At 46.3% G+C, this 13992-nt stretch carries 9 protein-coding genes and 1 tRNA gene; 8 read left to right on the top strand and 2 right to left on the bottom strand.

The window, feature by feature from the left end; all coding sequences use genetic code 11:
- Positions 1-60 precede the first annotated feature (60 nt).
- Positions 61-1296, bottom strand: a complete 1236-nt coding sequence (locus tag ACUTVW_RS21520; RefSeq protein WP_445647640.1) for a CynX/NimT family MFS transporter — start codon at positions 1294-1296, stop codon at positions 61-63.
- 1198 nt (positions 1297-2494) lie between these two features.
- Positions 2495-2568, bottom strand: a tRNA-Arg gene (locus ACUTVW_RS21515).
- A gap of 324 nt (positions 2569-2892) precedes the next feature.
- Here ACUTVW_RS21515 and ACUTVW_RS21510 point away from each other — a divergent pair.
- The 8 genes from ACUTVW_RS21510 (at position 2893) to yihA (ending at position 13972) form a co-directional block, all read left to right on the top strand.
- Positions 2893-3735 carry a hypothetical protein gene (locus ACUTVW_RS21510; protein WP_445647726.1) on the top strand — a complete coding sequence of 281 codons (843 nt, stop codon included), beginning with the start codon at positions 2893-2895 and terminating at the stop codon, positions 3733-3735.
- Between the two features lie 136 nt (positions 3736-3871).
- A complete protein-coding gene (gene tig, locus ACUTVW_RS21505) occupies positions 3872-5212 on the top strand; it encodes a trigger factor (RefSeq protein ID WP_445647639.1) in 1341 nt (446 codons plus the stop codon).
- A 383-nt stretch (positions 5213-5595) separates the two neighbouring features.
- Entirely contained in the window at positions 5596-6186 is a 591-nt protein-coding gene (clpP, locus tag ACUTVW_RS21500) for an ATP-dependent Clp endopeptidase proteolytic subunit ClpP (RefSeq protein WP_090919143.1), read from the top strand.
- A gap of 12 nt (positions 6187-6198) precedes the next feature.
- Positions 6199-7452, top strand: a complete 1254-nt coding sequence (gene clpX / locus ACUTVW_RS21495) for an ATP-dependent protease ATP-binding subunit ClpX (protein ID WP_342552538.1) — start codon at positions 6199-6201, stop codon at positions 7450-7452.
- Between the two features lie 120 nt (positions 7453-7572).
- A complete protein-coding gene (gene ispG, locus ACUTVW_RS21490) occupies positions 7573-8670 on the top strand; it encodes a flavodoxin-dependent (E)-4-hydroxy-3-methylbut-2-enyl-diphosphate synthase (protein ID WP_445647638.1) in 1098 nt (365 codons plus the stop codon).
- A gap of 235 nt (positions 8671-8905) precedes the next feature.
- Positions 8906-10663: an ATP-dependent protease LonB gene (lonB, locus tag ACUTVW_RS21485; RefSeq protein ID WP_445647637.1), complete on the top strand. Its 1758-nt coding sequence runs from the start codon at positions 8906-8908 to the stop codon at positions 10661-10663.
- 86 nt (positions 10664-10749) lie between these two features.
- Positions 10750-13089 (top strand): endopeptidase La, encoded by a 2340-nt coding sequence (lon, locus tag ACUTVW_RS21480; RefSeq protein ID WP_445647636.1) that lies wholly within the window; start codon positions 10750-10752, stop codon positions 13087-13089.
- A 226-nt stretch (positions 13090-13315) separates the two neighbouring features.
- Positions 13316-13972, top strand: a complete 657-nt coding sequence (gene yihA, locus ACUTVW_RS21475; protein ID WP_445647635.1) for a ribosome biogenesis GTP-binding protein YihA/YsxC — start codon at positions 13316-13318, stop codon at positions 13970-13972.
- Positions 13973-13992: the final 20 nt, after the last annotated feature.

The raw sequence follows: 13992 nt of genomic DNA, 5'->3' as shown, positions 1-13992 counted from the left end.
TTTCTTGTTGTTTGCTTACAGGAAGGACAAATGTCCGCCCCTGGGTGTTTTTTTTGAAAACTAAGAGACCGTTCGGTTTTTACTTGCCTGAATACCTGTCATGAGTAGCCCTGCCGCTAAAAGAACCTGGATGAGCAGCGGGAGTGTCCAGCCGTGTGTCCAGTCGTGCAGTAAACCAAACAGTAAAGGGCCTCCTGCCGCAAGCATATAACCAAAAGATTGAGCCATTCCGGAGAGGCTTGCGGCCTCCCGAGCATGAGTCGTGCGAAGAACAAAAAACATGGTGACCAGACCAAATGAGGCCCCGGCGCCAATCCCTGCTAAAGCAACCCCGATCGTGACGAGCACAAACGCATGATTGAATAGCAACGCATATCCGATCATGAGACACAAACATGTTATGGTGGTCAGCAGCCGTTGGTCACGCGTTTTTCCAGCCAGAATCGGAACGATAAAGGTGGCGGGTACACTAACCATTTGCATCAGAGACAACATCCAGCCAGCCGAGGCCGCGCTGAATCCCTGGTCCGCGAGAATTTCGGGAAGCCAAGTTATCGTTGTATAAAAAATTAACGATTGTATGCCCATAAACAACGTCACGAACCAAGCTAAGGAAGACGTCCGTAAACGTGTAGGTGCATTCTCGTTTTGGGAGGTTACATATAACATCTGTTTGCGCCCTTTTCTGGCTCGTGGCAGCCACAAAAGGACTGCCAGTATAGAAAGAATGACCCACATGCCCAATGAAGCCCGCCAGCCGAGCGAGGAGGCTGCTGCCACAGGCACACTAATGCCCGAAGAGATCGAAGCGAACATGTTCATCGAAACCGAGTAGAGTCCGGTGACGATACCGACACGTAACGGGAAATCGCGTTTGATCAAACTTGGGAGTAACACATTGCTGAGCGCGATGCCACATCCCAAAAGCGCTGTTCCTGCATATAAAGCCAGAACGGAAGGGAGTAGGCGCAAGGTGATTCCGCCCGTAACAATGATTACAGCAAGCAGAAGTGCGGTCTCCAATCCAAAACGTTTGGCAAGACGCGGAGCAAAAGGTGAAACGGCTGCAAAGGCAATCAAAGGCAGTGAAGTCAGAAGCCCTGCCATCGTATGACCAAGGCCGGTGTCAGATCGAATTAATTCAATGACAGGGCCGGTAGCTGTGATAGGTGATCGCATAGTAGCAGCGATAACGATGATTCCAGCGAGTAACATCCCGAATTTATGAGGAGTTTGTGGTGACGGTTGTTCTCCCTCAGAATGGATGGAATGCTTTTGTTGTGTAGGTGATGACATGATTAGTCTCCTGTTTCTAGTAAGTTAGAGTCAAGCTAGGTCACAAAGTTGGTAAATAACAAGTAAAGGACGAGTGAAAAACAAGGGCGAGTAAGGAACAAGTAAGTAAGTAAGTGAGTAACAAAAAAAGTGGGTGACCAACCAACAAACAAGTAACTAAGAAGTGAAAAACAAGTTACTTGGAAGTGATGACTAAGTCACTAGCAGTCACTAAGTATAACCTCAAGATAAAGCGGATATGTATGAATTGGTACAATATCCATTAATCAAGCATAACATTGTGTGTCAATATGGAGGAATGAAATACAAAACTGAACAGAGCCAACCGCTGTTTCGAGCAATTTACACTAATGTCATCGTGTAAGATTAAACAGGTGACACATGACTTCTTGCTCCGCGTGAAGTTTGAATGATCCCTATTTTTATTTTTCACATGGCTGTTGGCTAAGGTTTTATTGTTGAACTAGGTTATCTTCCACTCTCCGAGTTTTTATGTATAGGGCAGAATTAAAGGAATATTGTATATAGAGATTCATGAATATAGAAATGCGAGAATGTACGGATGTAAGGATTGTAAGAACGCAAGAACACAGGGACACAAAAACAAAAGAACAAAGAACACAGGAATGTATAACTTTGGGAAGACGATATATTAAGGAAAGGTATTATAAGGGAATAAGGGTCTATCAGTCTATCGGTCGAAACATCACCGGGAGGTTCTAATGGGTTCAATGGATGTGTTTAATTCTAGCGATCACGAGAAACGTTATATGGAGAAAAAAGAGTCTTTACCAATTCTAACGATCCTCAGGAACGTTAATTAGCCAATGAAGCTCAAAAAAGCACAAAATAAGCACGAAATTGTGGGAATAAGCTCGCTGGTGATCGTTAGAAAATGTAATCGGCGAAAATGGGGCAAATAGCGTCTCTGGTGATCGTTAGAGTTTTGTGGCACGGTGGAGAGGAGCTATTGCATGATGGAGAGAGGCAATTTCACTGTGAAACGCCTTATTAGCTCTCAAGAAAGGCATTCTGCCTGTAGTCTGTAGTTGAAAGCACAAAGTCAGTGTTGAGAAAAAAGTAAGAACAGTCGAGACTGCGATGTTTGCGCTCTCGAAGCGGATGCTCCGACGAACCTTTGGGCTTCTCATCCCCAGAACGCAAAAAAAAGCTTCCCGAAGGAAGCTTCATTAAATGACGTCCCAGGAGGGATTCGAACCCCCGACCGACGGCTTAGAAGGCCGTTGCTCTATCCTGCTGAGCTACTGAGACATGAAATTTTTCAAGCAAAAATGATTTTACCATATATAAATAATAATATCAAATGTTTTATTTCATGCTCATTTTCGTATATGATATTTGGCGGCTGCGACGTTTTTTTCTTTCTAATTAAGGTTATGTTAGAATATCAGAAGAACTCAGAAAATAGATCCATATTTCGTTGATATATATCTATTCATAGTCGATTCCGGCTGCAGATTCAGGAACAGAGGAGGTGCTCCTATCAAGGAATCCACGACCCCGGGAGCCACGGAGAACAACAACATTGTGCTGCTTCCAAAAACGCTGGACTACTACCAAATACAGCTAACGGTTATGCTTGAAAATGAACGTTACGGTGAAGCAATGGACTTGCTTCGCTTTTTGATGCAATGCCAAGGACAGGATGAACGTCATTACGATGAGTGGAGGGCATTGCTTGAATGGTTGCAAGCAGCATTTCCTCAATATGAAGAAATGGAAATGCCGATCACCCGTAAAGAAGAGGAAGAAGACGTTAGCGAGGAAATGATGGCAAGGCAACACGCCAAATTGAAGCTTGCACAGGACGATGGTTATGCCGACAAACTGCTACGTACCGTTATGGAAGGGCCGTTAACTGAACAGACGACATTGGCACTGGAACAACTGGCATTTCTGGACGTTCCGAAAGTAGACGAGGAACTGATCCAGTGGCTGCAAACGAAGACACTTCATCCGCTACTGCAGTTCAGAGTACTGCAAACCCTGCGCCGCCGAGGGGGGCAAGAAATCGTCCGATTCACCAGAGGTGAGGAAGATGTAGAGATCGAGATCGCTGACGTTCCACTTAAACCGGAAGAATTTCCGCTTCAAATTGTGCAAATTTTGGAACGAGTAGCAGACCAGACGGAGGTTCATGAACCTACGCTCTTTTATTTTGCCCAGGAACTGTGGATACAATATGTCATGGCGGTGTATGGAACACGGGATTATCAGTCCATGCTGGAGCCAAATGACGCTATGACAGACATTTGGGCTGCTGCGCTGCATATGACGGTGGCGGACAGTCTGGGCGGCTCACATGATGAAGAGAATACACGCTCAATGTATGCTGTGACAGGTGCGATGAGGTTTCGACTGGAGCAGGCTTACCGCTCTATGAAACAGTTTGTTTCGGCCGGTTTGGACGGCCATTAAGGGAGCGGAAACGTTTACCTTAAACCGTATCAAGGGAATCTACTTGAAAAAGAATGTAAATTTGTTTATACTAAGATGGTTATTTTGTACGTGATTGCCTACGTGAACATGTGAATTTTGGAGGGGAAAGTATACAATGAAAGCAACTTGGGAAAAGATAGAGAAGAACCTTGGGGTTCTTGAGGTTGAAGTCGGTGCAGAACGTGTAACTGAAGCACTGGACAAAGCTTTTAATAAAGTTGTAAAACAAGCAAACGTACCTGGATTCCGCAAAGGTAAAGTGCCACGTCCAATCTTCGAAGCTCGTTTCGGAGTTGAGAGCCTGTATCAAGAAGCAATCGACATTCTGCTTCCTGAAGCTTACACAGAAGCGATCGATCAAACGGATATCTTCCCGGTAGATCGTCCTGATGTGGACATTGAGCAATTTGGCAAAGGTCAATCCTTCAAATTTAAAGCGAAAGTAACAGTGAAACCGGAAGTTACCCTGGGTGACTACAAAGGAATCGAAGTTGCTGTAGCTAAAACTGAAGTTACTGATGCTGAAGTAGCTGAAGAACTGGAGCGTCTGCAACAGCGTCATGCTGAACTGGTTGTTCTTGACGAAGGTTCTGCAGAGAACGGCGATGTAGCTGTAATTGATTTCGATGGTTCTGTTGATGGTGTACCTTTTGAAGGTGGACAAGCAGAACGTTACTCTTTAGAACTGGGTTCTAACACGTTCATTCCTGGCTTTGAAGAGCAAGTTTTGGGCCTTTCCACTGGCGACTTCAAAGACGTTGAAGTAACTTTCCCGGAGAGCTACCATGCAACTGAACTTGCTGGTAAACAAGCGGTATTCAAAGTGAAAGTTCATGAAATCAAACGCAAACAGCTTCCAGAATTGGATGATGAGTTTGCTAAAGATGTTAGCGAATTTGATACTCTGGAAGAGTACAAAGCTGACCTCAAAACACAACTGGATTCCCGTAAAGCAGATGAGTTCAAAGCTGCTCAGGAAAATGCAGTTGTAGAAAAAGTAGCTGAGAACGCTGAAGTGGACATCCCTTCTGCAATGGTTGAAAGTGAAGTACAGAACATGATGCGCGATTTCGACAACCGTCTTCGCAACCAAGGTATGAACCTTGAAATGTTCCTGAGCTTCTCCGGCCAGACTCAAGCTGATTTGAGATCACAAATGCAAGATGATGCATCGAAACGTGTACGTAATAACCTGGTGCTTGAAGCAGTAGGCAAAGCGGAAAACATCGAAGTATCCGATGAAGAGGTAAACCAAGAGCTGGAGAAAATGGCTGAATCTTACAAGCGTCCTGCTGAAGAGATTCGTGGCATTCTTGAAGGCAATGGCTCCCTGGAAAGCCTTCGTGATGAAGTGAAATTGCGCAAAACTATCGATGTTCTTATTGAGAACAGCAAAGTAGTTGAGCCAGTTGAAGCTCCAGCCGAAGAAGCTGCTGCAGAAGCTGACGAAAAATAAGACAAGCTGTGTGATTCTGACAGTTGTATAAACGATAAGGCACGTGAGTTATTGCGTGCCTTATTTTTAAATTATGACATCCATTTTATAGAAAAATGAGTGGTATTATGGATGTTGGTTCATTTTAATGCAAGATGCCCGTTTTTCGTTAATTTCATACCTTTGTTCTTGGTTGGAAATAAAAAAAGCCAAGGCGGCATAGGATGGATGTTATTTGCACATACATAGAAAACATGGTTAAATATGATCAGGCTAAATCGTAAACATCCCTAGGATGACGTGATTCTTGAAAAATGACATTGTCACAGGAACATGTTAAAATGATTTTGGGTTTGCTTTACAATTAGCAATGTCTAATTACATGTAGAAAAGAGGTTGGTCTCATGAGTCTGGTGCCAATGGTTGTAGAACAAACCAATCGAGGCGAGCGTTCTTACGATATATATTCACGTTTGCTGAAGGATCGCATTATTTTTCTTACCAGTGCGATTGATGACGATGTAGCCAATCTTGTCATAGCTCAGCTTTTGTTTTTGGCAGCCGACGATCCTGAGAAGGATATCAGCTTGTATATTAATTCACCTGGTGGTTCTGTTACTGCAGGGATGGGTATATACGATACGATGCAATTTATCAAGCCGGATGTATCGACCATTTGCGTAGGAATGGCAGCGAGCATGGGCTCTCTTTTGCTGACTGCAGGCGCTCCTGGTAAAAGATATGCGCTTACGAACAGTGAAGTGATGATTCACCAGCCGCTTGGCGGCGTTCAAGGACAGGCTGCGGATATCAAAATCCACGCAGAATGGATCATTAAAACTCGTCAAAAACTAAATCAAATATATGTTGATCGTACAGGTCAGCCCCTTGATAAAATTGAGCGGGATACAGACCGTGACTTTTTCATGAGTGCTGAAGAAGCGAAAACGTACGGCATTATTGACCAGGTGCTCAGCAGACCGATCAATTCCTAAAGGGGTGGTTTCATGTTTAAATTTAACGATGAGAAAGGGCAACTGAAATGCTCTTTTTGCGGTAAATCTCAGGAGCAGGTTCGCAAGCTGGTCGCTGGACCAGGGGTATACATCTGTGATGAATGTATCGAACTCTGCACCGAAATCGTAGAGGAAGAACTCGGTCATGATGAAGAGTTGGACCTGAAAGATATTCCGAAGCCAAAGGAAATCCGTGATATCCTCGATCAATATGTTATTGGTCAGGAACAAGCGAAAAAATCATTGTCCGTAGCAGTGTACAACCACTACAAACGGATCAATACACAAAGCAAGATTGAGGATGTTGAGCTGTCCAAAAGTAACATTTTGCTGTTAGGACCTACGGGTTCCGGTAAAACGTTGCTTGCACAAACGATGGCGAAAATCCTGAACGTTCCTTTTGCTATTGCGGATGCAACTTCATTGACAGAAGCAGGATACGTGGGTGAGGATGTAGAGAACATTCTGCTCAAGCTGATCCAGGCAGCTGACTATGATGTAGAAAAAGCAGAGCGCGGCATTATCTATATTGATGAGATTGATAAAGTGGCACGTAAATCGGAGAACCCGTCCATTACTCGTGACGTATCTGGTGAAGGGGTTCAGCAAGCATTGCTGAAGATCCTTGAAGGTACAGTTGCTTCTGTACCGCCGCAAGGTGGTCGCAAGCATCCACATCAAGAGTTCATTCAGATTGATACAACAAACATCTTGTTCATTTGTGGCGGTGCCTTTGATGGTCTCGAGCAGATGATCAAACGCCGGATCGGTAAAAAGGTCATTGGTTTTAACGCCGCTACGGAGCAAAAAGATCTGAAACCAGGTGAATACCTGGGTATGGTATTGCCGGAAGATTTGCTGAAATTTGGTTTGATTCCGGAATTCGTAGGCCGTCTGCCAGTGATCTCTACTTTGGAGCCGCTGGATGAAGATACGTTGGTACGGATTCTGTCCGAACCGAAAAACGCGCTGACGAAGCAGTATCAAAAACTGCTTGAGCTGGACAATGTGAATCTGGTGTTCGAACCGGGCGCATTGCTGGCGATTGCGAAAGAAGCAATCAAGCGAAATACAGGGGCACGTGGTTTGCGCGCAATCATTGAAGGAATCATGCTGGAAATCATGTATGAAGTGCCTTCACGTGAAGACGTAACCAGCTGTGTTATTACCGAAGAAGTTGTTGAGAAAAAAGTTGTGCCTGAACTTGGCCAATCAAAGGATGATAAGCAGGAAGAGAGTGCTTAATCAGCACATCTTCAGCTGAGCTTTGAAATATAGACTTGTCAGTTCTCCACTTGGGCAGAAGGCTTATATATGGTCTTTTGTCAGAGTGGAGCTTTGACGTTGTGGGGAGAGAAATCACTCATGTATTTAAGACAGGACACCCGTCCCGTAAAAGTTGGGAACTTGACAATTGGTGGCAGTAACGAGGTCATTATTCAAAGTATGTGTACGACTAAAACAGCAGACGTGGAAGCAACGGTTGCCGAGATTTTGCGACTGGAAGAAGCCGGATGCCAAGTGGTACGTGTAACGGTGAATAATGAAGAAGCAGCGGCGGCGATTAAGGAAATCAAGAAGCAGATTCATATTCCGCTCGTAGCTGATATTCATTTCAACTACAAGTTGGCTTTGCTTGCCATTGAGAATGGCATTGATAAGGTTCGGATCAATCCGGGAAATATCGGTAAACGTGCCAAAGTCGAAGAGGTTGTTAAAGCGTGCAAAGATAAAGGTATTCCGATCCGAATCGGAGTAAACGCGGGCTCACTAGAGAACCATTTGCTTGAAAAATACGGTTATCCGACAGCGGATGCTATGGTCGAAAGTGCTTTGTTCCATATCGGTATTTTGGAAGAACTTGATTTTCACGATATCATCGTGTCCCTGAAAGCATCGGATGTACCGATGGCCATTGAAGCTTATACCAAAGCTGCACAGATTATTCCGTATCCGTTGCACCTTGGAATTACCGAGGCGGGAACACTATTCTCGGGAACGATCAAAAGTTCAGCGGGCATGGGAGCGTTGCTCTCCATGGGCATTGGTTCAACGATGCGTATCTCGCTTAGTGCTGATCCGGTAGAAGAGATTAAAGTGGCGCGTGACCTGCTCAAAACTTTTGGTTTGATTTCTAATGCAGCTACACTGATCTCGTGCCCAACATGTGGACGTCTTGATATTGATCTCTTCTCCATCGCGAACGAGGTGGAAGAGTATATCTCCAAACTTAAGGTGCCGATCAAAGTGTCAGTACTCGGTTGTGCGGTAAATGGTCCAGGTGAAGCCAAAGAAGCGGATATTGGCATTGCTGGTGCTCGTGGAGAAGGTCTTCTATTCCGACATGGTAAAATGATTCGTAAAGTGCCGGAAGAGATCATGGTAGAGGAACTGAAAAAGGAAATCGACAAAATAGTCGAAGCCTATGAAGAAACAGGTATCATCCCTGGCCGTTCGCACTAATTTTTTTATGTACAAGTGTTCAAAAAATATTCTGATCGTATTCTGCGATCGTGATACTTTTAAATCGTTGAAATGTGAAGGCCCGCCATACTTGGCGGGCTTTTTGCATGCCCGCAAACAAATTCTCCGGCACAAAATCCCTTTCTTCCGTTTACGTCTCGTTGAAAAGGCTATACTACCAAGTATTAGAATGATCACAGATGAGATGAAGCACAGAACAGGAGGATGTTGAAATATGGGTGACTTGGGTATGGTATTCATGTTGATACAGTTATTTTTTGGAGTGGTGATCGGGTTATACTTCTGGAATTTGCTTCGGGGCCAGAAAACAAACCGGACTGCCGTTGAGCGTGAATCAAAGAAAGAATTGGAGAAGCTTCGCAAGCTACGTTCTATCTCGCTGACCAAACCACTGGCGGAGAAGACACGTCCGGCCACCATTAACGATATTGTCGGGCAAAAGGACGGACTGCGTGCGCTCAAGGCTGCTTTATGTAGTGCCAACCCACAGCATGTCATTATATACGGCCCGCCGGGAGTTGGGAAAACAGCTGCTGCAAGGGTAGTGATGGAAGAGGCCAAGAAAAACCCGACCTCTCCGTTCAAACCCGATGCCAAATTCACAGAGCTCGATGCGACAACTGCTCGTTTTGATGAGCGAGGTATTGCCGATCCACTAATTGGTTCTGTTCATGATCCGATTTATCAGGGGGCAGGAGCCATGGGCGTGGCCGGCATTCCTCAACCGAAGCCAGGTGCGGTGACCAAAGCACATGGCGGTATGCTTTTTATTGATGAGATTGGAGAATTACATTCGATACAGATGAATAAGCTGTTGAAAGTGCTGGAGGATCGCAAGGTCTTTTTGGAAAGTGCGTACTATAACTCGGAAGACACGCATACTCCTGCTTATATCCATGATATTTTCCAGAATGGCCTGCCAGCGGATTTTCGCCTTGTTGGAGCAACGACACGTTCTCCGCATGAACTTCCACCTGCCTTGCGTTCCCGTTGTATGGAGGTCTATTTCCGTCCATTGTTACCTGAGGAGATTGGAAGAATTGCGGAAGATGCGGTGCAGAAAATCGGGTTCAGTCCTTGTCCGGATGCTGTAGAGGTGGTCAAGCGATATGCGACCAATGGACGCGAAGCGGTCAACATCATTCAGCTTGCTGCTGGACTTGCACTCACCGAAAAGCGGGAGACACTTCAGGCTTCCGATGTCGAGTGGGTGGCGGGAAGTAGTCAGATCCAGCCAAGGCCGGATCGTAAGGTTCCTTCCAAGCCGCAGGTCGGTTTTGTCAATGGGCTCGCTGTCTACGGACCGAACATGGGCACGATTCTGGAGATTGAGGTGTCAGCTGTTCCTGCTCGGAAAGAGCAAGGTCGCATCAACATCACAGGTGTTGTGGATGAGGAGGAGATTGGAGGCGGTTCCCGAACACTCCGGCGGAAAAGTATGGCTAAAGGCTCGGTTGAAAATGTGTTAACCGTATTAAAAGCGATGGGCATCCGCACGAGTGATTACGATTTACATGTGAATTTTCCGGGAGGCACGCCGATTGATGGCCCATCAGCCGGGATTGCCATGGCAACAGCAATCACTTCAGCCATTCAAGGGCGCCCTGTAGATCATGAGTTGGCGATGACGGGCGAGATTAGTATCCATGGCCGCGTGAAGCCGATTGGCGGGGTGCTGGCGAAGGTGGAGGCGGCTTTCCAGGCCGGAGCGAAGACGGTTATTATTCCTGCGGAGAACTGGCAGTCTATCTTTGACAATCTGGATGGCTTACGGGTAATCCCTGTAGATACGGTTCAGGAGGTATTCCGCGAAGTGTTTGGATGGGAGCCGGGAGAACAGCAAGTGGAACAGAAGGTGGCGGCAGAAGAGACTGCAGCACCGAAACCGGAGATTTTCCCTCCGGCATCCGCATCCTATTTACAGGCAGAGGCACCTCGTCCGGGACGGGTTACAGATTCGGGGAGCTGCTAAGCGCTTCCCTTCATTGGTTTTTTATGTGAACATTTGATAGAATAATGAATGACTACAACCTGAGAGCCATTGGAGGTGCGAAAGCGATGGGACCGAGCAAAACGAAAGGTCGTCGTTTTCCTTTACTGCCTTTAAGAGGACTTCTCGTCTACCCGAGTATGGTGCTGCATCTCGATGTGGGCCGGGAGAAATCGGTCAAGGCTTTAGAAAAAGCGATGGTAGAAGAACATTTGATTCTCCTATGTTCCCAAGCCGAGGTAAATATTGAGGAACCCACACGAGAGGACATTTTCCGAATTGGAACCGTAGCCAAGGTGAGACAGATGCTGAAGCTGCCCAATGGTACGATTCGTGTACTTGTGGAGGGCTTGGAACGGGCTGAAATTATTGAATATACGGACAACGAGGAATATTATGAAGTGCTGGCGCAAGAACTGCCTGAGGAAGATAATACCCATCCCGAGACGGATGCCCTCATGCGCACGGTTCTGAACCAATTCGAAAATTATATCAATCTGTCCAAAAAGGTAACCCCCGAGACACTGGCGGCCGTGTCCGACATTGAAGAACCGGGGCGTCTCGCGGATGTGATTACAAGCCATCTGTCCTTGAAGATCAAGGACAAACAAGAAATTCTGGAGACCATCGACGTGCGGGAACGGCTGGAGAAACTTTTGGACATCCTGAACAATGAGCGCGAAGTGCTGGAGCTTGAACGCAAGATCAGCCAGCGTGTCAAGAAACAGATGGAGAAGACCCAGAAGGAATATTACTTGCGTGAGCAGATGAAAGCAATCCAGAAGGAACTCGGTGAAAAAGAGGGCCGTGCAGGCGAAGTGGAAGAGCTTCGCGATCAGATGGAAAGTCTTGGCCTGCCGGACAAGGTAAAAGAAAAGGTCGAGAAGGAAATTGATCGACTGGAGAAAATGCCGGCAAGCTCTGCGGAAGGCGGCGTCATCCGTAACTATGTGGATTGGCTGCTTGCTTTACCTTGGAGTCAAGTGACGGATGATGATTTGGATATTCAAAAGGCGGAAGATGTGCTTAATGCAGATCATTACGGCCTGGAGAAACCTAAAGAGCGTGTACTGGAGTATCTGGCCGTGCAGAAGCTTGTCAAAAAGCTTAAAGGTCCGATTCTTTGTCTGGTTGGTCCTCCAGGGGTGGGTAAGACCTCTCTTGCCCGTTCCATCGCAAGATCGCTCGGGCGTGAGTTTGTGCGTATCTCGCTCGGCGGCGTTCGGGATGAAGCCGAGATTCGTGGGCACCGCCGTACCTATGTAGGGGCGATGCCAGGTCGTATTATCCAGGGGATGAAAACAGCGGGATCACTCAATCCGGTATTTTTGCTGGATGAGATCGACAAGATGGCTTCCGACTTCCGCGGAGATCCATCGTCTGCATTGCTGGAGGTACTTGATCCAGAGCAGAACAATACGTTCAGTGATCACTTTGTGGAGCTGCCCTTTGACTTATCCAACGTTATGTTCATAACCACAGCGAACACGGTGCACAACATTCCACGTCCGCTCCTGGATCGTATGGAAATGCTGAATATCCCGGGTTACACCGAACTGGAGAAGCTGCAAATATCCAAAAATTATTTGCTGCCCAAACAGAAGAAGGATCACGGTCTGGAAGAGGATCAACTGGAAGTGCCGGAGGACAGCCTGCTCAAAGTTATTCGCGAATATACGCGTGAATCGGGTGTGCGGAATTTGGAACAGCAAATGGCATCACTCTGCCGGAAAGCGGCTAAAAATATCGTATCCGGTGCAGAGGGCCAGATTGTGATCTTGCCGGATGATGTGAAGGACTATCTCGGTCCGGGCAAGTTCCGCTATGGCATGGCTGAGCTGGAAGATCAGATTGGTACTGTAACAGGGCTTGCATGGACTGAGGTGGGCGGAGATACACTTGTGATCGAAGTAACCGTGGTGCCGGGAACAGGCAAACTGACTCTTACAGGTAAGCTGGGAGACGTGATGAAAGAATCTGCCCAGGCGGCTTTCAGTTATACACGTTCGAAAGCTTCACAGCTGGGCATTGCTTCGGATTTTCATGAGAAAAATGACATTCACATCCACGTACCGGAAGGTGCCATTCCCAAAGACGGCCCATCTGCTGGTATTACGATGGCGACTGCCTTAATCTCGGCTCTGACGAACAAACATGTATCCAAGGACATTGCCATGACTGGCGAAATTACACTGCGCGGGCGAGTGCTGCCGATTGGCGGTTTGAAAGAAAAGTCACTTGCAGCTCACCGTGCGGGTTACAAAAAAATATTGTTGCCCAAGGATAACGAACGGGATCTGCGTGATATCCCGGACAGTATCAAGGAAGATGTGGAATTTGTGCCCGTAGCCCATATGGATCAGGTGTTACAGCATGCACTTGTTGAACAGACAGGCATTCAACTGTAATACGCTTATCCGAAACATCGTATGTAAAGAAGACCGTTCTGTGGAGCCTTCGGCGTCCGCTGGAACGGTTCTTTTGTTATGATTTGATATTTTTTTTGGGTATAATAGTTGTTTTTTTTGAGTACAATGGTCGTTTTTTTGGTATGATAGAAGGAATGATGGCATAATACGAGCAGAAATGTAGAAATGGTTGTGCTCCAGGTGTTTAAGAGAGGAAAGATGCAATTTGAAAGTCAATCAATCTGAGTTTATTATTAGTGCCGTTCGGCCTGAACAATATCCAGATGACGGTCTGCCGGAGGTTGCTCTGGCTGGACGCTCCAACGTGGGTAAGTCATCACTGATCAACCGTTTGATCAGCCGCAAAAATCTGGCGCGTACAAGTTCTACTCCGGGTAAAACCCAGCAGCTGAACTATTATAAGATCAATCAGGATCTGTATTTCGTCGATTTTCCGGGCTATGGTTACGCCAAGGTTTCCAAAGAGCAGCGTTTTGCTTGGGGTAAAATGATGGAGAAGTACTTGTTGCAACGCGATGAACTGAAGCTGGTTATGCAGATGGTGGACATGAGACATGAACCATCCAAGGATGACAAAATGATGAATGAGTGGCTGCGCCATCATGGTCTTCCACTAGTTGTTGTGGCTACGAAGATGGACAAGATCCCTAAGACACGCAGAGCCAAACACATTAAAGTGATCAAAGAAGGATTGGGTCTTCGCTCAGGCGACTTATTTGTACCTTTTTCATCCGAGGAAGGTTTGGGCAAGGAAGAACTCTGGGATATTATTACCCGTCACGCCCGCATAGACAAGTACGCACCCGTTGAAGAGGATGCCGACAACGAGGCTGTAGACGTAGCTGAAGACAACAATCTCTAACCTTAACATTTGAAAACACA

Source organism: Paenibacillus sp. TSA_86.1 (assembly GCF_052691815.1).
Note: the sequence above shows the minus strand (reverse complement) of the source record. Positions and strands in the feature narration are given on the sequence as shown.